Annotated in this window: 17 protein-coding genes; 10 read left to right on the top strand and 7 right to left on the bottom strand. The window is 73.9% G+C overall.

Annotation, left to right across the window (positions count from 1 at the left end; translation table 11 throughout):
* Positions 1-232: 232 nt before the first annotated feature.
* On the bottom strand, positions 233-1,399 hold the full coding sequence (locus IEZ03_RS09860) for a glutamate--cysteine ligase (protein ID WP_132048545.1): 1,167 nt from the start codon (positions 1,397-1,399) through the stop codon (positions 233-235).
* 532 nt (positions 1,400-1,931) lie between these two features.
* Between IEZ03_RS09860 and IEZ03_RS09855 the strand changes: the two genes are divergently transcribed.
* Positions 1,932-3,140 carry a D-alanyl-D-alanine carboxypeptidase family protein gene (locus tag IEZ03_RS09855; protein WP_229808244.1) on the top strand — a complete coding sequence of 403 codons (1,209 nt, stop codon included), beginning with the start codon at positions 1,932-1,934 and terminating at the stop codon, positions 3,138-3,140.
* Positions 3,141-3,276: 136 nt separating this feature from the next.
* Complete coding sequence (locus IEZ03_RS09850; RefSeq protein WP_184888941.1) at positions 3,277-3,705, top strand: nuclear transport factor 2 family protein; 429 nt, start codon at positions 3,277-3,279, stop codon at positions 3,703-3,705.
* On the opposite strand, the gene IEZ03_RS09845 is transcribed toward IEZ03_RS09850, so the two are convergent.
* The 4 genes from IEZ03_RS09845 to IEZ03_RS09830 are packed head-to-tail and all read right to left on the bottom strand — an operon-like array spanning position 3,702 to position 7,712.
* Positions 3,702-4,769 carry a YihY/virulence factor BrkB family protein gene (locus IEZ03_RS09845; protein WP_184888944.1) on the bottom strand — a complete coding sequence of 356 codons (1,068 nt, stop codon included), beginning with the start codon at positions 4,767-4,769 and terminating at the stop codon, positions 3,702-3,704. The two genes, IEZ03_RS09850 and IEZ03_RS09845, sit on opposite strands and share 4 nt — an antisense overlap.
* 53 nt (positions 4,770-4,822) lie before the next feature.
* Positions 4,823-5,440, bottom strand: coding sequence for a 2'-5' RNA ligase family protein (locus IEZ03_RS09840; protein ID WP_229808176.1), 618 nt, complete (start codon positions 5,438-5,440; stop codon positions 4,823-4,825).
* Positions 5,430-6,551, bottom strand: coding sequence for a tryptophan--tRNA ligase (gene trpS, locus IEZ03_RS09835; RefSeq protein WP_184890937.1), 1,122 nt, complete (start codon positions 6,549-6,551; stop codon positions 5,430-5,432). The genes IEZ03_RS09840 and trpS overlap by 11 nt, the downstream gene beginning before the upstream one ends.
* A gap of 18 nt (positions 6,552-6,569) precedes the next feature.
* Positions 6,570-7,712 (bottom strand): hemolysin family protein, encoded by a 1,143-nt coding sequence (locus IEZ03_RS09830; protein WP_221480896.1) that lies wholly within the window; start codon positions 7,710-7,712, stop codon positions 6,570-6,572.
* An 83-nt stretch (positions 7,713-7,795) separates the two neighbouring features.
* Between IEZ03_RS09830 and galE the strand changes: the two genes are divergently transcribed.
* Positions 7,796-8,749, top strand: coding sequence for a UDP-glucose 4-epimerase GalE (gene galE / locus IEZ03_RS09825; protein WP_184888946.1), 954 nt, complete (start codon positions 7,796-7,798; stop codon positions 8,747-8,749).
* Complete coding sequence (gene galK / locus IEZ03_RS09820; RefSeq protein ID WP_184888948.1) at positions 8,746-9,906, top strand: galactokinase; 1,161 nt, start codon at positions 8,746-8,748, stop codon at positions 9,904-9,906. Before galE ends, galK begins: the two co-directional genes overlap by 4 nt.
* On the opposite strand, the gene IEZ03_RS09815 is transcribed toward galK, so the two are convergent.
* Together IEZ03_RS09815 and IEZ03_RS09810 are read right to left on the bottom strand one after the other, a co-directional pair.
* Positions 9,903-12,608 carry a hypothetical protein gene (locus tag IEZ03_RS09815; RefSeq protein ID WP_184888950.1) on the bottom strand — a complete coding sequence of 902 codons (2,706 nt, stop codon included), beginning with the start codon at positions 12,606-12,608 and terminating at the stop codon, positions 9,903-9,905. The two genes, galK and IEZ03_RS09815, sit on opposite strands and share 4 nt — an antisense overlap.
* Complete coding sequence (locus tag IEZ03_RS09810) at positions 12,605-14,374, bottom strand: HSP90 family protein (protein WP_229808175.1); 1,770 nt, start codon at positions 14,372-14,374, stop codon at positions 12,605-12,607. The genes IEZ03_RS09815 and IEZ03_RS09810 overlap by 4 nt, the downstream gene beginning before the upstream one ends.
* Before the next feature lie 314 nt (positions 14,375-14,688).
* Here IEZ03_RS09810 and IEZ03_RS09805 point away from each other — a divergent pair, with 314 nt between their 5' ends.
* From IEZ03_RS09805 to IEZ03_RS09780, 6 genes are read left to right on the top strand one after another with little or no spacing between them, the layout of a single operon-like run.
* On the top strand, positions 14,689-15,366 hold the full coding sequence (locus IEZ03_RS09805; RefSeq protein WP_184888954.1) for a class II aldolase/adducin family protein: 678 nt from the start codon (positions 14,689-14,691) through the stop codon (positions 15,364-15,366).
* Positions 15,363-15,800, top strand: coding sequence for a carboxymuconolactone decarboxylase family protein (locus IEZ03_RS09800; protein WP_184888956.1), 438 nt, complete (start codon positions 15,363-15,365; stop codon positions 15,798-15,800). The genes IEZ03_RS09805 and IEZ03_RS09800 overlap by 4 nt, the downstream gene beginning before the upstream one ends.
* Positions 15,797-16,789 carry an ABC transporter substrate-binding protein gene (locus IEZ03_RS09795; RefSeq protein WP_184888958.1) on the top strand — a complete coding sequence of 331 codons (993 nt, stop codon included), beginning with the start codon at positions 15,797-15,799 and terminating at the stop codon, positions 16,787-16,789. Before IEZ03_RS09800 ends, IEZ03_RS09795 begins: the two co-directional genes overlap by 4 nt.
* Positions 16,786-17,553, top strand: a complete 768-nt coding sequence (locus IEZ03_RS09790) for an ABC transporter permease (RefSeq protein ID WP_184888960.1) — start codon at positions 16,786-16,788, stop codon at positions 17,551-17,553. The genes IEZ03_RS09795 and IEZ03_RS09790 overlap by 4 nt, the downstream gene beginning before the upstream one ends.
* 2 nt (positions 17,554-17,555) lie before the next feature.
* Positions 17,556-18,356 carry an ABC transporter ATP-binding protein gene (locus tag IEZ03_RS09785; RefSeq protein ID WP_184888962.1) on the top strand — a complete coding sequence of 267 codons (801 nt, stop codon included), beginning with the start codon at positions 17,556-17,558 and terminating at the stop codon, positions 18,354-18,356.
* Between the two features lie 12 nt (positions 18,357-18,368).
* On the top strand, positions 18,369-19,490 hold the full coding sequence (locus tag IEZ03_RS09780) for an LLM class flavin-dependent oxidoreductase (protein WP_184888964.1): 1,122 nt from the start codon (positions 18,369-18,371) through the stop codon (positions 19,488-19,490).
* The last annotated feature ends 221 nt before the right edge of the window (positions 19,491-19,711 follow it).

Raw genomic sequence — 19,711 nt, 5'->3', positions numbered from 1 at the left:
CATCACCCCGGGTCCCGGATGGGTCATCTGCGCCCCCTGCGCGACGGCGGAACCGGAGGGTCTCCGCCCTGTGGTCTCGTCCATGGTCGTTTTCGCCTGTTCCCCGGGGCCGTCCCGGCGTTCGCGGCCCGCTCCGGACGGGCCGGCCGAGCGCCGGTCGGGGGTGCCGTTCTCGGGGACGGCGCGTCCGGGACCCGCGGCGCCGGGCGGCTTCCCCGGAACGGCCGGTTCCTCAGGTTCCGGCATATGCGACCTCCCCCAGTGTGACGAACCTGTCCTCGGCCAGCTCGGTGATCGCCGCGTCGACGATGTTCTCCAGCGTCCCGCCCTCGGCGCGGATCGCGCGCTGCCGCTCGTACGGGGCACCGTGTTCGAGGACCTCGCCGGCGACCTTCAGCTCCTCGGCGCACCCGAGCCGGTCGGCGACCGGCTCCAGCTCCCTGATCAGTTCGTACAGGTCGTCGCGGAGCGGCGCGGTGTTCCCGGTGTCGTCGGTGATGACGATAGCGTCGAGCCCGTACCTGGTCGCGCGCCACTTGTTGTCGCGGACCACCCAGGCCGCCGGCCGCGGCAGCGTGTAGCCGCGGTCGATCTGCTGCTCGAACAGCGTCACCAGGCTCTGGCACAGCGCCGCCGCCATGCCGACCTCCCGCATGGTGGGGATCCCGTCGAACATCCTGATCTCGACCGTGCCGAAGTCGGGGTGCGGGCGGATGTCCCACCAGACTTCCTTGATGCTCCGTATCGTCTGCGAACGCAGGAGCGTGTCCATGTAATCCTCGAAGGCCGCCCAGTCGTCCAACAGGTGGGGGGGTCCGGCCGTGGGCAGCTGCCCGAAGACGATCGCCCTGCAGGACGCGAGGCCCGTGTCGCTGCCGCTCCAGAACGGGCTGGACGCGGTGAGCGCCAGGAAGTGCGGAAGGTAGGACGAGAGCGCGTTGACGATCGGGATCGCCTTGGCGCCGTCGGAGACGCCGACGTGCACGTGAACGCCGAACGTCTGGATGCGCCGCGCCAGCCACTGCATCTCCTCGATCAGCTCGGCGTAGCGCCGCATGGGCGCCATCACGGCGTCCCGCCAGTCGCTGATCGGGTGGGTGCCCGTGCACGCCAGCGCGATGTCGCGCTCGGCGGCGGCGGCCCGGAGGGCGGCGAGGGTCCCCGCGAGGTCGGCCTTGGCCTCGCCGACGGTGTCGCAGATGCCGGTCACCACCTCGACCGTGGACTCCATGAGCTCGTGCCGCACGCGGGGGTTGTCACCGTCCTCGCTGAGCGAGGGCAGTGCGGCGAGCACCTCGCGTGCGTCCTGCCGCAGGTGCCTGGTCTCCGCGTCGACGAGCTGGATCTCCCACTCGATCCCGAGCGTGGTCCCCTTCGAAGCGTTGAAGTCAATGGCCACGGCCAACCTCCGTCCACAATCCTTGCAGGTCGTTGCGTGGCACGTGGCGCAATTCAGCCAGCGGGTCCCTAAGCCTGGACAAACGCCGGTCCAGGTCACGTGTTCGCTCCATGATGGCGCCCGCGCCCACGCCCCCGCCGGGTCTCCATGCCCTTTGCGGATCAATTGACTCATGCGGACGGTCGGTTAACACGGCCGGGCCATACCTTTCGGTCATCGATCTTGGCTGCGACACCACCCGATCGAACTAGTCAGCCCGTCCCAAAATACCGCCGATGACGGACTGTGACCGGTAGTGGGCGTCCTATATAGCCCTACTTGGTCACTTCTGTACCCTCTGTAGCTTCCATCACGAGCTTGCCGACTTCGCGGCCGGGTACCCCTTCGCCGGATAGGTCGCCTAGTCTTCGGGGGTGTCATGGGCGGCGAGCGCATGCGCGCCGGGAGCGAACGTGCTCTCGCGGAAACGAGGAGCGTCGGAAGCTTGCGACCAGAGCGACCAGGGCGGCCCGGTGCCCGCCGCGCCTTGACGGTGTTCACAGTCCCGCTGGCCGCGGCGTCGCTCGCCGCGGCGCCCGTCCTCGTCGCGGCCCCCGCGGTCGCCGAGCCGCGCACGGCGCCCCGCACGGCGCCGCCCGCCGCTCCGCAGGGCGCCCCGGACACCGGGACCGTCGGCGGCCCGCAGCTCGCCGGACGCGGCCTCGTGGTGAACCGGGCCCCCGGCGTCCCCGGGCTGCCGAAGATCAAGGCGGCCTCCTACCTGATCGCGGACGCCGACACCGGCGACGTCCTGGCCGCCAAGGACCCGCACGGGCGGCACCTGCCCGCGAGCACGATCAAGACGCTGACGGCGCTGGCCCTCGTCCCCAAGCTGGACGCGGACCACCTCGTGCGGCCGTCGCAGCAGGCGTGCGACGTCGAGGGCACCAAGGTCGGGATCACGCCCAAGATGAGCTACAAGGTGTCGGACCTGTTCCACGCCTTGCTCATGATGTCGGCCAACGACGCCGCGGTGGCGCTCGCCGAGGCGAACGGCGGCATGGAGAAGACCCTCGCCGACATGAACGCCGAGGCGAAGCGGATCAACGCGCGCGACACGCGGGCCGGCTCGGTGAACGGGCTGGACCGGGACCTCGGGCTGAGCGTCCGCACCCAGCACACCTCGGCGTACGACCTGGCGCTCATCCTGCGCGAGGGCATGAAGAACCCGGACTTCCGCACCTACGTGCAGGCGATCGACCACAAGTTCCCCGCGCCGCCGACGAAGAAGCAGCGCAAGCGCGGGCTGAAGGTCGGCGGCTACCCGATCCACACGCACAACCGCATGCTGCCGGGCGAGCGCGAGGAGTACCAGGGAATGCTGGGCGGCAAGAACGGCTACACGATCGCCGCCCAGCAGACCTTCGTCGCCGAGGCGCGGCGCGGCGGGCGCACGATCGTCGTCTCGCTGATGAAGGCCGACCGGCCGCCGTCCCAGTACGCGGCCAAGCTCCTGGACTGGGGCTTCACCGCGCACGGCAAGGTCGAGCCGGTGGGCGTGCTCGTCTCCCCCGGCGACACGACGCAGGCGAAGAAGGACGCGGGCTCCGGCGGCGTGCTGCCGGACGCGCCGCTCGCGTCCGACGACACGTCGCGGCGGTGGCTGCTCGTGGGCGGCGGCGCCGCGGGCGCGCTGCTGGCGGTCGCGGTGCTGTTCGCCGTCCTGCGGCGGCGCCGGCGGTTCGACCAGTCGCTCCGGTGAAGGCCGCCGGTAAAGGTTGCCTCAGCCGCCCCGGCCGGCCCTGGCCCGGCCGCGTCCGCGGGCTTACGCTCGCGGTGGCGCCGGTGACGCGCCGCCGCTGACGACGGCGGACCGGCGGCACTGGAGGAAGCGCGCCATGTCCGACATGTACGTCTCCACGCTCGGTGCGCCCGTGCTCGAACACCCGAACGTCACCCTGCTGCGGGACGGCTACACGGCCTTCGCCAAGGGCGACATGGGCTTCATCCGCGGCCTGCTCGCCGACGACGTCGTCCACCGCGTCCCCGGGCACGGGCCCCTGTGCGGCGTGTACCGCACCCCCGAGGAGGTCCTCGGCCTCTACGTCCGGCTGTTCGAGCTGTCGGGCGGGACGTTCCGCGCCGAGCCCTACGCGGTGATGGCCTGCGAGGAGTACGGCACCGCGCTCGTCCACACCTACGCCGAGCGCCGGGGACGGGTCCTGGACGGCCGCTCGGTGGACCTCTTCCACATCCGGGACGGCAGGATCACCGAGATCCGCACCCTCGCCGAGGACCAGTACGCCGACGAGGCCTTCTGGTCCTAGGCCTTTCCGGCCTGGGCCTTCTCGTCCTCGGCCTCCTCGGCCGGTCCGGTCTCCGGCTCGTCCTCGGGCTCGTCCTTCGATTCGTCCGCCTGCTCGTCCCTGGTCAGCGCGGCGATGGTCTCCGCGTCCGCGATGTTCTCGGGGTCGGCGGCGTCGGCGGTGAGCACGACGCGGCGGGTCGCCGTCCACGCCGCGACGAACAGCGTGAACCGGGACGCGATGTTGATCCACACCATGAGCCCGACCAGGACGGCGAAGACGCCGTAGACCGGGTTCTCCGTCACCCGCGCCACCAGCAGCGCGGCGACCTGCTTGAGCACCTCGAACCCGGCGGCGCCGAACAGCGCGCCCCGGATGATCCGCCGCCAGGGCGCCCGGGTGCCCGACAGGCGGGTGAACAGCGCCAGGAAGATCACGGTGTTGAACGCGATCGCGCAGGCGATGGACAGCAGCCGCAGCCCGGTGCCCGCACCGGGCACGTCCTGCAATCCGACCCATCCGAGCACGGTGCTGGTCGCGGACGTCGTGACCGTCGAGACCGCGATGCCGCAGATCAGGGTCGCGCCGAGGAACGCCAGGACGCCCACGTCCCACAGCCGCTTGACGAAGAAGTTGCCGCCGCCGGTCGGCTCGTTCCCCCAGATGTCGCGGAGCGACTCGCGCAGCACCTGCACCCAGTTCTGCCCGGTGATCAGCAGCGCGGCCAGGCCGATGATCCCGACCGCCGTCTTGGACTGGGCGATCTCCTCGACCCGCAGGTCGCCGGCCAGGCCGGGCAGCAGCGAGTCGACGGCCCGCACGAAGTAGTCGCGCGCCTGCGCGCTGACCCCGACGAGGTAGCCGAGCAGCGAGTACGCCAGCGCCAGCAGCGGGAAGAACGACAGGAAGGCGTAGCAGGTCAGGGCCGCGGCGAGCCGGTCCCCGCGGCGCTCCTGGTAGCGCTCGAACGCCCGGACGTGGTGGTCGAACCAGTGCCAGCGCGCGCGGGCGTCGTCCAGCCGGCTCTTCGCGTCGGCGGAAAGGGACTCGGCCCGCCGCTGAATCCCCTCGATCGCCTGCCGCATGCACGCAACCTACCCGCACGGTGAGCCCCGATGCAGCGGACGGTAATCAATCGTTAAACGCGGCGTTGCCCGCCCTCGCCGAAGACGAAGTCGTACTGCGGGCGCCAGACCCCGTCCTGGCCGTGCTCGTACAGGGAGAAGCCCCACACGTCGAAGTCGGCGCTGTAGCCGGCGAGTTCCTTGAACGCCCGGTCCATGACCTCTTCGGGCAGGTGGTGGGCGATGGTGACGTGCGGGTGGTACGGGAACGGCAGCGGCCGGGCCAGCGGACCCGACAGAATCCTCGCCTGGAGCCGCTCGCAGCCGCTGATTCCTTCGGCCAGCGCCACGAAGACGACCGGGGACACCGGCCGGAACGTTCCGCTGCCGCGCAACTTGATGCGGAACGGCCGCTCGGTTCGGGCGATGTCGCGCAGGTGGTCCGCCACGGCGCCGAGCTCGTGCTCGGGCACCTCGGTCGGCGGCAGCAGCGTGATGTGCGTGGGGATCGCGGTGGCGAGGGGGTCGCCGAAGGAGGCGCGCTTGGCCTGCAGCAGCGCGCCGTGCGGGTCGGGGATCGGGATCGCGACGCCGATCGCGCGGACCTCCGTCCCGCGGGCGGCGCCGCTCGCGGCGGGCCCTCCCCCAGGGCCCTCCGCGGCGTCGTCGTGTGCCGCGCGGTCAGCTACCACGTCCCACGAATCCCACCCGGTCGCGCACGGCGTCCATCGTCCGCGAGGCGACCCTGGACGCGCGTCCCGCGCCGTGGGCGAGGACCCGGTCGAGCCGGGCCTCGTCGTCCAGCAGCTTGAGGGTGCGCTCCCTGATCGGCGTGAACGTGTCGAGGACGATCTGCGCGAGGTCCTTCTTGAACTGCCCGTAGCCGGAGCCCGCGTACCGGCGCTCCAGGTCGGGAATGGTGGTGCCGTCCAGCGCGGAGTAGATCCGCAGCAGGTTGGTGACGCCGGCCTTCTTCTCCTCGTCGTAGACGACCTCGGAGCCCGTGTCGGTGACCGCGCGCATGATCTTCTTGCGCATCGGGCCGGGCTCCTCCAGCACGTCGATGATCCCCTGCGGCGAGGAGGCGGACTTGCTCATCTTCGCGTCCGGCTCCTGGAGGTCGGTGATCTTCGCGGCGCCCGGCGGGATGTGCGCCTCCGGCAGGACGAACGTCTCCCCGAACCGGTGGTTGAAACGCTGCGCCAGCGTGCGGGTCAGTTCGAGGTGCTGCCGCTGGTCCTCGCCCACGGGGACGCGCAGCGCCGGTCCCCCTGTGGGGGGACGACCCCCCACGCCCCCCGGAACTGCCCGTGCCCCCTCGCCCGGCTCGGGCGAATAGAGCAGGATGTCGGCGGCCTGGAGGATGGGGTAGGTGAACAGGCCGACGGTCGTGCCGCTCGTCCCCTGCTTGGACGACTTGTCCTTGAACTGGGTCATCCGCCCCGCCTCGCCGAAGCCGGTGAGGCAGCTCAGCACCCACGCCAGCTCGGCGTGCTCGGGCACGGAGCTCTGCACGAACACGGTGGCGCGGTCGGGGTCGAGGCCCATCGCGAGGAGCTGCGCGACGGCGACCTTCGTGCGGCGGCGCAGCGTCGCCGGGTCGTGCTCCACCGTGATCGCGTGCAGGTCGACCACGCAGTAGTAGGCGTCGTGCGTGTCCTGCATCGAGACCCACTGCCGCAGCGCGCCCAGGTAGTTGCCGAGGTGGAACGAGTCGGCGGTGGGCTGGATGCCGGACAGCACGCGGGGGACGGTCCCCGCGGCGGCATCGGCGGAGGCTGGGGTGCTGGGCGCTTCGGGCATGTGCACGGACCGATTCTCTCAGGTGGTTCCGGAGGCTCCGCCGCCGGTGGCCCGGCTCGGGGCGGGACCGGTGGCCCGGCCCGCCGGGGAGCCGGTGGCGGCGTCGCCGGGGACCGCCCGCGGGGTCGCGGGCGGGGTGCCGGGCGGCGCCGTGGCGGCCTGCGGCGCAACCCGCGGCATGACGCGCACGCGCGCCACCCGCCGCCCGTCCATCCGGGCCACCGCGAGGCGGCGGCCCCCGGCCTCCACGGAGTCGCCCTCGGCGGGCACGCGGCGCAGCACCGCCATGATGTGCCCGGCGACCGTCTCGTAGGGGCCGGCGGGGAGCCGGATGCCGGTCTCGGCGGCGAAGTCGTCCAGGTTGAGCAGGCCGTCGACCTCGACCACGCCGCCGTGCAGGCGCCGTGCCTGCGCGTCCTGCACATCATATTCGTCGCGGATGTCGCCGATGAGCTCCTCCACGAGGTCCTCCAGCGTGACGATCCCGGCGACGCCGCCGTACTCGTCCATGACGATCGCCAGGTGGCAGCCCTCGCGGCGCATCTCCGACAGGACGGGCAGCACCCGCTTGGTGGACGGCAGGAACTTCACCGGCCGCACCAGGTCCCCCACCCGCACGTCCGCCACCTGCACGTCCGCCACCCGCGCGTCCGCCATCGGCACGTCGTTCACCGGCACGTCCGCGACCGGCACGTCGACCACCGGCATGTCCACCGGCACGTCCCGCGCGGGCGGTTCCGGGAGGTCCGGGGCGCCCGGCAGGTCGGGGACGAGCAGGTCGCGGATGTGCACGAAGCCGATCACCTCGTCGTGCGAGCGGTGGCAGACGGGGAACCGGGAGTGCGGGCTGCGGGCGGCGATGCGCGCGGCGGCGGGCAGCGGGAGCGCCGCGTCGAGGAACTCCACCTCGGTCCGCGGTACCAGCACCTCCCGCAGCGGCCGCTCGCCCGCGGCGAAGACCTCCCCGATGAGCGCCCGCTCGTCCGCGGTGAGCTGGGTGTTCTCGGCGATGAGCGCCCGCATCCGCTCGGCGGTGATCTCCTGCCGCAGCCCGGCGGGGTCGCCGCCGGAGAGCCGGACGACGAGGTCGGCAGAGCTGGACAGCAGCCGCACCAGGGGGCGCGCGAGCCCGCGGGGCGGCCGCGGCGGCGTCCGGTCCATGCGTTCAGCCTTCCCCGTCCGGCGTTCCGGATAGCCTGGACGGGCCCCGCCGTACCCGAAACATTCGCCGTGGAGGTCCGTTCGTGAAGCTTCTCGTCACCGGAGGCGCCGGTTACATCGGCAGCGTGGTCTCCGCTCTGCTCGTGGAGGCGGGGCACGAGGTCGTCGTCCTGGACGACCTGTCCACCGGGCATGAGGACGCCGTGCCGGAGGGCGCCCGGCTCGTGCGCGGCACCATGCGGGAGACCGCCGCCGACGTGCTCGGCGGCGCCGGTTTCGACGCCGTGCTGCACTTCGCCGCCAAGTCCCTCGTGGGCGAGTCGGTCGAGAAGCCCGGCCTGTACTGGGACAAGAACCTCGGCGAGTCGCTGGCGCTGCTGGAGGCGATGCGCGTCGCGGGCGTGCGGCGGATCGTGTTCTCCTCGACGGCCGCGACGTACGGGGAGCCGGAGTCGACGCCGATCCTGGAGACCGACCCGACCCGCCCGACCAACCCCTACGGCGCGTCGAAGCTGGCGATCGACACGACGCTGGCCGAGTACGCGCGGCTGCACGGCATCGGCGGGGTGTCGCTGCGGTACTTCAACGTCGCGGGCGCCTACGGGCCGCTGGGCGAGCGGCACACCGTGGAGACCCACCTGATCCCGAACGTGCTGAGGATCGCGCAGGGCGACGGCGAGTCCGTGCGGCTGTTCGGCGAGGACTACCCGACCCCGGACGGCACCTGCATCCGCGACTACATCCACGTGCTCGACCTCGGCCGCGCCCACCTGCTGGCGCTGGACGCCTGCGAGCCGGGCCGGCACGCGGTCTACAACCTGGGCAGCGGCACCGGCAGCTCCGTCCGCGAGGTCGTCGAGGTGTGCCGGGACGTCACCGGGCGGGACATCCCGGTCGAGGTGGCGCCGCGCCGCCCCGGCGACCCGGCGGTGCTGGTCGCCTCGTCCGACAAGATCCAGGCGGAGCTGGGCTGGAAGCCCGAGCGCGACCTGCGCGCCATGGTCGACGACGCGTGGACGTTCCTGCGCTCCCGATGACCGATTCCCGCGCGCTCGCCGAGGCGTTCAACGAGGTGTTCGGGCGCGAGCCGGAGGGCGTGTGGCACGCGCCGGGCCGGGTCAACCTGATCGGCGAGCACACCGACTACAACGACGGGTTCGTGCTGCCGTTCGCGCTCGGCCTCGGCGTGTCGGTGGCGGCCGCGCGGCGCGGCGACGGGGTGGTCGAGGTGCGGTCGCGGCAGGCCGCGGCCGCGGTGACCGCTCCCGTGGACGGCGGGCCGGTCGTGGCCGAGGGGTGGCCGCCCGAGCGGGCGTGGGCCGCGTATCCGGTCGGGACGGCGCGGGTGCTGCGCGAGCGCGGCACGGGCGGCGCGTCCCTGCTGATCGACTCCGATCTGCCGCAGGGGGCCGGGCTGTCGTCGTCCGCGGCGCTGGAGTGCGCGACGGCGCTCGCGCTCTGCGACCTGCACGGCGCGGCGGTCGACCGTCCCGCGCTGGCGCGGCTGGCGCAGCGCGCCGAGAACGAGCAGGTCGGCGTGCCGTGCGGGCCGATGGACCAGGCGGCGTCGCTGCTGTGCACGGCGGGGCACGCGCTGCTGCTCGACTGCCGCAGCGGCCTGTCGTCGCAGGTCCCGTTCGCGCCCGCCGGCTCCGGCATGACGCTGCTGGTCGTGGACACGCGGGCGGCCCACGCCCTGGCGGGCGGCGAGTACGCGCGGCGGCGCGCCGAGTGCGAGGAGGCCGCGGCGCTGCTCGGGGTGGCCGCGCTGCGCGACGTCAAGGACCTCGCCGGGGCCCTCGGGACGCTCCGCGACCCGGTGCTGCGGCGCCGCGTCCAGCACGTCGTCACCGAGAACCACCGCGTCGAGGCCACCGTCGGGCTGCTGCGCGCCGGGGCCGTCACCGAGCTCGGCGCGATGCTGAACGCCTCGCACCTGTCGCTGCGCGACCAGTTCGAGGTCTCCTGGCCCGAGGCCGACGCGACGGTCGACGCGGCGCTGCGGGCGGGCGCGCGGGGCGGCCGGATGGTCGGCGGCGGCTTCGGCGGCTCCGTGCTCGTCCTCACGGCCGCCGACCGCGCGGCGCGGGTGCGGGACGCGGTCGCCGCCGCCTACGCCGAGCGCGGCTGGACGGCCCCGGAGTTCATCGAGGCCGTGCCGTCCGCGGGTGCGCGCCGCGTCACCCCCGCCTAGCCCTCCTCCAGCGCGGACCTGATGTCGTCGCGGAGGCGGGCGGCCTCCTCGGCCGGGCCCGTCTCGTCCAGGGCGGTGAAGCCGTCCACGGCGGCGGACGCCTGCGACACCGCCTCGGCCAGCCGCCCCACCTGGGCCAGCACGCGAGCCTGGTCATAGGAGACCAGCGCGGTCTCCCACACGCGGGCGGGCTCGTCGTCCGGCGGCAGGCCCGCCAGCGCCGCGCGGGCCGACTCCATGGCGGTGACGGCGCCGTCGCCGTCCCCGCACCACAGCAGGCACATCGCGGCACGGCGGCGGGCGCGGACCACGCCGGAGGCGTCGCCGGCCTTCTCGTGCGCCTCGGCCGCCGCCGCGAACCGCTCGGCGGCCTGGGCGTCCCGGTCGAGGTCGGTCAGGATCTCGCCGGCCTCGTCGAGGAAGTGCGCGACCGCGCCGTGGTCGCCGTCCGCGGCGGCGTCCTCGGCGAGGGCCGCGAACGTCGCGGCACCGTCCTCCTCGCCCAGTTCCTTCTGCGCGTGCGCGAGGATCAAACGGCAGCGCCGTGCGGCGAGCCGGTCGTGCCGGTCATTACGGGCTGGGTCGGTATGGGCGGCCGGGTCGATGAGGGCGGGGAGCGCCTCCTCGGCGACCTCGGCGGCCTCCAGGCAGCGGCCCGTGGACAGGTACGCGGCGGCGAGGTCCACGCGCAGGTGGACGGCCTGCTCGTGCAGCCCCTCGGCCGTCCAGCCCGCGATGGCCTCGGCGAGGTCGGCGACGGCGTCCGCCGGGCGGTCGGCGGCCAGGAGCGCGAGCCCCCGCTCGGAGTGCGCCGCCACCCGCATCGGCGACCCGGCGGGCTGCGCCCCGATCACCTCGTCGAGCAGGGCGAACGCCTCCTCGTCGGGCCCGCCGTCCCGGCGGGAGAGGACGCGGGCGAGCAGCAGCAGCGGGGCGGCGGCCTCCGCCGGGCCGCCGGACGCGCGGGCGGCCGCGGCCGACCGGCGCAGCGCCGCGACGGCGTCGTCGGCCCGGCCGGTCAGCAGGAGCGACTGCCCCCGCAGGAACCAGAGCTCGCCCGCCCGGTCGGGAGCGTCGCCCGGGTCGACCCGGTCGAGGGCGGCGAGCGCCTCGGCGGGCCGGTCGTGCTCCACGTGCGAGGTGGCGAGCCGCAGCAGCGCGCCGGTGGCGTCGCCGTCGCGGGTCGGGTGGCTCGCGAAGTGCTCGACGGCGGCGGTCATGTCCGCCGGGCCGCGCGGGTCGCCGAGCTTCGCGCGCATCGCGCCGAGCCGGCCGAGCGCGCGGTGCCGGCGCGTCTCGTCGCCCAGCTCGCCGAACAGCCGCGACGCCTCCTCCCAGCAGGCGGCCGCGCCCTCCTCGTCGCCGTCCAGGGCGCGCTCGACGCCCCGGCCGTCCAGGCGGCGGGCCCGCTGCAGCGGCGTCGGCTCGGCCGTCCCGGCGAGGTCGTCGAACCGCCGCCACGCGGCCAGCGTGATCTCCACGTCCTGGTGGGTGCGGCGCTCGTCGGCGATGTCCAGCAGTTCGTCGAGGTCCTCCACGGACGCGACGTCCTCGTGCGGGGACTCCGCCTGGACCGGTTCCGGGGCGGGCGCGGGACGCCGGTGGTGCGCGGCCAGCGGCACGAAGTCCGCGATCGGCTCGGACGCCAGCGTGGCCCGTATCCGCTCGCCCTGGCAGCTCGTTCCGTTCCGGGCGTCGAACCGCGCCGCCAGCGCCGTCGCGCGGTCGGCGAGCTCGGCGCGCAGCTCCGGCAGCGGGACGTCGGCGGCGGGCCGCCCGTCCGCGGCGGGCCGGCGGATCGTGGCCGCGCCGTGCCCGGCCGCCGCGACCCGGTCCAGCAGCAGCGCCGCCGCGGCGGCGAACTCCATCTCCGCGTGCGGGCTCGGCGCCCGGTCGAGCCACCCGAGGTGCCGCTGGACGATCTCCAGCCCGCGCGCCCCGTTGCCGGTGGCCGCGCAGAACTCCACGTGCTCGGAGATGTCGCCGAGGTCGGCGAGCCGCGCCCGGTGCACCCGGTAGGCGCGGCGGTGCGCGTCGGCGGCCTGCTCGGTGCGGCCCGTCCGCAGGTACACCGGCAGCATCGCGGTCAGCACGGCCTGCGGCTGCTCGTTGCACGACAGCTCCGAGCCGAGCACGGGCGCCGCGATCTCGATCGCCTCCTCGTACCGCCCGACGCGGGCGAGGTGCCGGACCATGCCGGTCGGGTCGCAGCCCTCGCAGTCCGACAGCTCGTCCCGCCGGGCGGCGCGCCACTTCCGGTACCAGTCGTCGACCGCGTCGTCGCCGACGTGCTGGGCCACCAGGTGGCGGCGCCGGTAGACGGCCTGGAGGCTGTGGCCGCCCGCGAGGTAGCGGCGCTCCATGTCGTCCAGCAGGGCGTACGTGCGGTCGAGGGGGACCTCGGGGAACAGCGTCAGGGACGACACCACCGCCTTCATCTGCCACAGCAGCAGGTGCGTCTCGTCGAACCGGCCGGGGTCGCGGTCGTGGTCGGCGAGCGCGCGGCTGAACGTGGCGAGGGCCTTCGCGGGCTCGCCTCCGTACTGGTAGGCGTCGGTCAGCCGGGTCCGCACCCGGAACGCCAGCTCGTCGTCCCCGGCCGCCTCGGCGCGGCGCAGCGCGTCCTCCACCAGGACGGTGCGGGCCTCCCCGTAGGGCAGCTCCTGCGCCTGGGTCATGAGCGCGTAGACGTCGTCGGTCACCGGGGCGCCTCCGGAGCGTGGACGGCCCACTCCAGCAGGCCGATGAAGGAACGGTTCAGGACCGCCGTGTCGGCGGGCCGCAGCGGGTGGTGCCCGAGGAGCAGCGCCTGGCCGTACAGTGCCTGGACGGCCGGCTCGACCGGCCCGCCGTCGCCCAGGGACATGACGCGCCGCGCCAGCGGGTTGCGGTGGTTCAGCACCAGCTGCGGGCGCTCGACGCCGGCCGTGGCGCCGACGGCGCCGAGCACGTCGGCCCACAGCTCGCCGGCCTCGTCCCGCGCCCGGCCGAGCTCCTCGCGGAACTGCGCGTCGCGGCTGGTCAGGTACAGGGCGGGCAGCGACGCGGGGTCGAAGTCGCGGACCACGACCTCGCAGCCGAGCCGGTCCACCGCCCGCTGCGCCGCCGCGAGGAACGGCCGCAGCGACAGCTCCGCCGCCGGGTCCAGGACGCCGAACGTGGTGGTCAGCTCCGCCGCGTCCAGCCTGCTCAGGCAGATGTCGGGGTCGAGGTCGGGCAGCCGCTCGATGATCTCCGTGTCGTGGACGTAGCCGCCGTTGACGAGCCCGACGCCCTGCGCCCCCGCGACCGCCGACAGCCGCCGGAACTCGTCCACGCTCGCGGTGAACCGGCCGTCCGGGTGGCGCCGCCGGAACTCCGCCAGCGTCATCGGCCCGGCGGACGTCTCGTACTCCAGCCAGCGGTCCACGATGCGCAGCATGTCGTCGTCGTGCAGCGCCATCGCCTTCACGCCGAGCTGGTGCAGCCGCAGGAACCCGCGCAGCCGCGGCGGGTCGGTCTCGGCCAGCCGCACGAGCCACTGCCGCAGGACGTCCCCGAGGCCGTCCCGGGTCGCGTCGAGCAGCTCGTCCTCGTAGAGCGCCTCGCGGCTCGCGGTGGGACGCAGCTCCCCCGCGTCGACCACGCACCGCGCGAAGAACGCCCACTCGGGCAGCAGCCCCTCGACGCCCTCGGCCAGCAGCATCCGCTTCACGTAGACGCGGTGCGCGGCGCGCGCGGTGGGCGACACCGCCTGCGGCAGGACGAACGCGACGCCCGTCAGCCCGGCCTCCGGTACCTCCAGGTCGACGACGTCGAACGGCGTGAACCCGTAGAGCTCCTCGCAGTACCGCTCCAACGCCCGCTTCCGCGCCGCCGGATCGCGGTGGTGCGCCAGCCACGGCGGGCCGTCCCCGGTGATGGGACTGCCGTCGACGGTGAGCTCCACCGGCAGAAGCGACCCGTAAGTCCGCGCCAGGTCCGCGACGGCCGCCGGACTCAGCAGCTCGGCCGCGCCCTGCCGCGCTCGCAGCGTGACCGTCGTCCCCGGCTCCGCCCGCCGCCCCGGCTCCACGCGGTAGCTGCCTTCGGAGCGTCCCGTCCACCGGACGGCGGCACCGCCCCGCGCGGACCGCGTCACGACCTCGATCTCGTCCGCGACCAGGAACGCCGACAGCAGGCCGATCCCGAACTGCCCCAGGAAGTCGTGCCGGGCGAACCCGAGCTCGTCCCGCTTGGACGACCGCCCGATCGTGGCGAGCAGCGTGTGCACCTCGGTCTCGGTGAGTCCCACGCCGTCGTCGTGGACCCGCAGCACCCCGCCGCCGGTCTCGATGACCACCCGGCCGCCGTCCGCGCCCCGGGCGGTGATCGCGTCCACCGCGTTCTGCAGCAGTTCCCGCAGATAGACGCGCGGGCTCGCGTACAGGTGCCGGCTCAGCAGATCCACCACCCCGCGCAGATCCACCTGGAATGCCTGGTCTGCCACCGACGCCCCCCTGATCATCACATGAGCGATGACACACACTAGCGACCCGTTACGCCCGCTTCGGTGGATTCGCGGGGCAGCCGGGGCGAGCGGCGTGGCCGTGACCACATCCGCTTGACTCCCTACTTTCTCTACTGATTTAGTTAAGAATACGCCGACCGCGCCGACAGGCGGCGATGAAGCGCTCGTGCTCAGTGTGCAAGCACCACTGATCCGGCACTCAGGCCAGGGATCACTCCCCGATCCGCTGGCACAGCCCTCTCTGAACAGACCCCTTCTCTGCCGTCACACAGCCCTCCCGGAGATTCCTTCAGATGTCACAGACACCGCGGTCCCCAGCTCCACTCCCGCTCGGCGACTCCGACGTCGCGGCGGCGCGCGACGCGCTGCTCGGCGCGGTGACGGACCTCTTCGCCTCCGACGTCATGTCCAAGAGCGGGCACGGGAACGCCAGCGTCCGCGTGCCCGGGACGCCCGACCGCCTCCTGCTCACCTCCCGCGGCCTGCTCCGCGGGATCGGGCCGGAGGAGTTCGCGGTGGTCACCCTGGACGGCGACCTCGTCGCCGGGTGGCTGGCCCCCGAGAACGAGGAGATCGTCCGGATGCACACCGAGGTCTACCGCGCCCGCCCCGGCACCGGCTCCGTCGTGCACACCCACTCGCCCTTCGTGACCGCCTACGCGGTCGCGGGGCGGGAGCTGCCCGCGCGGTACGAGTCGCTGCTGCGGGCGGGGCAGACCGAGGACGTCCCCGTCGCCCCCTACGGTCCGCGCGGCAGCGGCCGGGCCGTCACGCAGATCGTCGACACGTTCACCGCGAATCCGCGCAGCGGCGCCGTCCTGCTCGCCAACCACGGCCTGCTGGCGACCGGCACCGACGCCGCCGGGGCGGCCCGGCTGGTCGTCGCGCTGGAGGAGACCGCGCAGGTCACGCTGGGCGCGACGGCGCTCGGCGGCGCCCTCCCGCTCGAACTCGAAGGCGGCGGCCGGTGACCACCGCCCAGAACGCCGCGCAGAACGCTGGCCAGAACGCCGTGCCCGACACCGGTCCCTACGAGGAGACCTACCGGACGCTGTTCGGCGCCGTGCCCGGCAGCGTCCGGGAGCGGTGGGAGTTCAGCGCGCAGCACGGCCGCTTCACCGCCCCCGGCCTGCTCGAAGAGCTGCGCGAAGAGGTCATCGTCCGCAGCCCGCTGGGGCTGAAGGTGCAGCAGCTCGTCCAGTTCGCGCAGCTCGCCGCGCTGGGCAGGGCCGACGCCGCCCGGCACCACGCGCTCGCCGCCGTGCGCGCCGGAGCCGGCGGGCGGGACCTGCTCGCCGTCGCCGAGACCACCCTCATCACGTCCGGCGTGCCCGGATACTCCCTCGCCCTCACCCTGGCCCGCGAAGCGCTGGCCGCGACCGACACCCCGGAGAGCTCGCCATGACCCGCCGTTCCCCCTCGTCCCGGCTGCGCGCCCTCGCGGCCGGCCTCACCGGCCTCGCCGTCGCCCTCGCCGCGACCGGCTGCGGCGGCGGCGCCGAAGCCGAGGACGGCGTCACCGTGCTGCGCGTCGGCACCACCAAGACCTTCGGCTGGGTCCCGACGTTCCCCGCGCACGGGGACGACGAGAGCGGGAAGGTGCGCATCGAGGTCGTCGACCTCATCGGCGGCTCCAACGCGATGATCGCGGCGCTCAAGGCCGACCGGATCGACGTGGCGGAGCTGGGCGAGGTCGGCCCGGTGGTGGCCCAGGCCGGGGACGTCCCCTTCAAGATCATCGCGTCCACCACGCCCTGGCCGAAGGGGCAGGGGATCATCGTGGACGAGAAGTCCCCCATCACGTCCCTGTCCGACCTCGAGGGCAAGAAGATCTCCTACGTCCGCGGGACCAACTCGCACTGGACGCTGAACCGCGCCCTCGACTCGGTCGGCCTCACGATGGAGGACGTCGAGCTCGTCCAGCTCCCCGACGGCACCAACGCCCAGCAGGTCCTCCGCAGCGGCAACCTGGACGCCGCGACCGTCATCGACCCGACGCTCACGACGTTCCTGTCGTCCGGCAGCCGCCTGCTCACCGACGGCACCACCATCAACGCCGGCAACCCCCTCTTCTACATCGCGAGCGACAAGGCGCTCGGCGCGAAGAAGGAGGCGGTCGGCGAGTTCGTGGCGCAGCTGGCCGAGCACATCGCCTGGGCCAAGGCCGAGCCGGAGGAGCGCTCCGCCGCCGTCGCGAAGCTGAACGGCATCCCCGAGGAGATCGCCCTCAAGGCGGAGCGCAACCGCCCCGACGGGCTGCACCCCATCGAGGACGCGACCATCCGCAGCAACCAGCGGATCGCCGACCTGTTCTTCCAGCAGGGCGTCATCAAGAAGAAGATCACGGTCGACTCGGTCTTCACCACCGAGTTCAACTCGCGGGCACGGCCATGACCCGGGTACCGCGAACACTCCGCAGGGCGCTGGTCCCGATCGGGCTGATCGCGCTCTGGCAGCTGCTGGCCGAGACCGGCGCCGTCGACCCGCGCATCACGTCCTCCCCCTGGGAGATCGTGACGGCGCTGACCGAGATGACCCGGTCCGGCGAACTGGCCGAGCACATGCGGATCTCGCTGTTCCGCGCGGTCGCCGGCCTCGCCTGCGGGGCGACCCTGGCGACCATCGCGGGCATCGCGGCCGGGCTGTCCCGCTTCGGCGAGGACGCCCTGGACTCCACCATCCAGGCCATCCGGACCATGCCGTACCTGGGGATGGTGCCGCTGTTCATCCTGTGGTTCGGGCTGGGCGAGGCACCGCGGATCACGATGGTCGCGCTCGGCAGCTTCTTCCCGGTCTACCTGAACGTCTTCAAGGGCATCCGGGACGTCGACGACCGGCTCATCGACCTCGGCCGCGGCTACCGGGTCAGCCGGTGGGAGCTGATCCGCGACGTCATCGTCCCCGGGGCGATGCCGTCCGCGCTCGTCGGGCTCCGCTACGCGCTCGGCACCGCGTGGATGAGCCTCGTCGTCGCCGAGCAGATCAACGCCCAGTCGGGGCTGGGCTACCTCATCGTCCAGGCGAACATCCTCGCCCAGACGTCGATCATCATCACCGCGCTGGCGGTCTACGCGGTCATCGGCATCCTGGCCGACGCGATCGTCCGGCTCATCGAGCGGCGGGCGCTGCGCTGGCGGCGCACCTTCGAAGGAGCGTGACCATGACGGACAACGACCCCGCCACCCGGCGGACCGGTCCCGCGATCAGCCTGCGCGGCGTCGGCCGGACGTTCGGCGACCGCGCCGTGCTGCAGGGCGTCGACCTGGCCGTCGCCCAGCACGAGTTCGTCGTCCTGGTCGGCGCGAGCGGCTGCGGGAAGTCGACGCTGCTGCGGATCGTCGCCGGCCTCGACTCCGACGCGACCGGCGAGGTCCAGGTCGCCGGCGAGCACGCGATCGTGTTCCAGGACGCCCGGCTGCTGCCGTGGCGGCCGGTGTGGCGCAACGTCGCGTTCGGCCTGCGCGGCCCCCGCGCGGAGCTGCGCGCACGCGCCGACCGCGCGCTCGCCGAGGTCGGGCTGCCCGGCCGGGGCGACTCCTGGCCGCTGACGCTGTCGGGCGGCGAGGCCCAGCGGGTCGCGCTCGCCCGCGCCCTCGTCCGCACCCCCGACCTGCTGCTGCTGGACGAGCCCTTCGCCGCCCTCGACGCCCTGACGCGCCTGAAGATGCAGCGGCAGGTCGCCGAGCTGTGGCGGCACCACGAGATCACCACGCTGATGGTCACGCACGACGTGGAGGAGGCGCTGCTGCTGGCCGACCGCGTCCTGCTGGTCGACAGCGGGCGGATCGCCGAGGAGATCCCGGTCGGCCTGCCGCGTCCCCGCGACCCGCGCGACGCCGGCTTCGCCGCGCTGCGGCACCGGCTCCTGCTGAGCCTCGGCGTCGACCTGTCCGGCGACCGCGGCCACGCCCCTACCCGAGCACCCGCCCCGGCGCGCACCCGCGCCCGCACCCACGCCTGAGAGGACCGTTCGATGGAGTTCCACTGGTTCCTGCCGACGTACGGCGACGGCCGCAACATCGTCGGCACCGACCGCGCCGGACGGACGGAGGAGGAAGGGCTCTACGCCCGCGTCCGCGAGTCCGACCCGTACTACCTCGCCCAGCTCGCCCGCGCCGCCGAGCAGGCGGGATTCTCCGGCGTCCTGCTGCCGACCGGGTTCGGCAGCGAGGACACCTTCGTCATCACCGCCGGCGTCGCCCAGCAGACCCGCACCCTGGAGTACATCGTCGCGTTCCGCGCCGGGCTGACCCTGCCCGCGATCACCGCGCAGATGACCGGCACCCTCCAGCGCGCCACCCGCGGACGCGTCCGGCTGAACATCACCACCGGCGGCAGCCCCGCCGACCAGCGCGCGTACGGCGACTTCCTCGACCACGACGAGCGCTACCGCCGGACCGACGACTTCCTCACCGTCCTCGACCTGCTGTGGCGCGGCGAGCCGTTCGGCCACGAGGGCTCCCACTTCCGCAACACCGTGGAGAGCCCCGTCGACTACGGCCCCCGCCCGCCGGTCTACTTCGCGGGCTCCTCCGACATCGCGAAGGACATCGCCGCCCGGCACGCGGACGTCTACCTCATGTACGGGGAGCCGCCGCCGGTGATCCGCACCCGCGTCGAAGAGATGCGCGAGCGCGCCGCCGCGTACGGGCGGACGCTGCGGTTCGGCGTGTTCATGCACGTCGTCACCCGGGAGACGGAGCGGGAGGCGTACGCGGAGGCCGCCCGCCACCTCGACACCATGACCGACGAGGCCGTCGCCGCGACGCAGCGGACCCTCAAGGCCATGGACTCGGTGGGCCAGGCGCGCGTCCGCGACCTGCACGGCGGCAGGCACGGCGCCGTCGAGGACCTCCTCGTCCACCCCAACGTGTGGGCCGGGATCGGGCTCGTGCGGGGCGGCGGCGGGACGGCGCTGCTCGGCAGCCACGCGCAGGTCGCCGAGCGCATCGAGGAGTACGCCGACGCCGGGCTCGACACCCTGATCCTCAACGGCTACCCGGCGCTGGAGGAGGCGTACCGCGTCGGCGAACTCGTCCTGCCGCGCGTCGGAGGCGCCGCCCGGCGGGCCGTCCCCGCCCACGCCGCGTCCTGACCCCGGCCGGGACCGGCTCCCCGGTCCGGGGCCCGCGCCGCTACCGGTGTGCGGGCCAGTGCTCCGGCTTTCAGACCGGGGGTGAAGGCCCGCGCGGGAGGGCCGTCAGGCCCGGGCGTGCTCTGACCGGGCTGGTTCAGCGGCCGTCGTGGTCTTGGTCGGCGGTTTCGGCGATGGGGACGGGGACGACTGCGGCGATGCGGCGGCCTCGGTTGGTGATG

It is taken from the genome of Actinomadura livida (assembly GCF_014648675.1).
Taxonomy (GTDB): domain Bacteria; phylum Actinomycetota; class Actinomycetes; order Streptosporangiales; family Streptosporangiaceae; genus Spirillospora; species Spirillospora livida.
The sequence above is the reverse complement of the archived record's forward strand: the minus strand, read 5'-3'. Positions and strand labels throughout refer to the sequence as shown.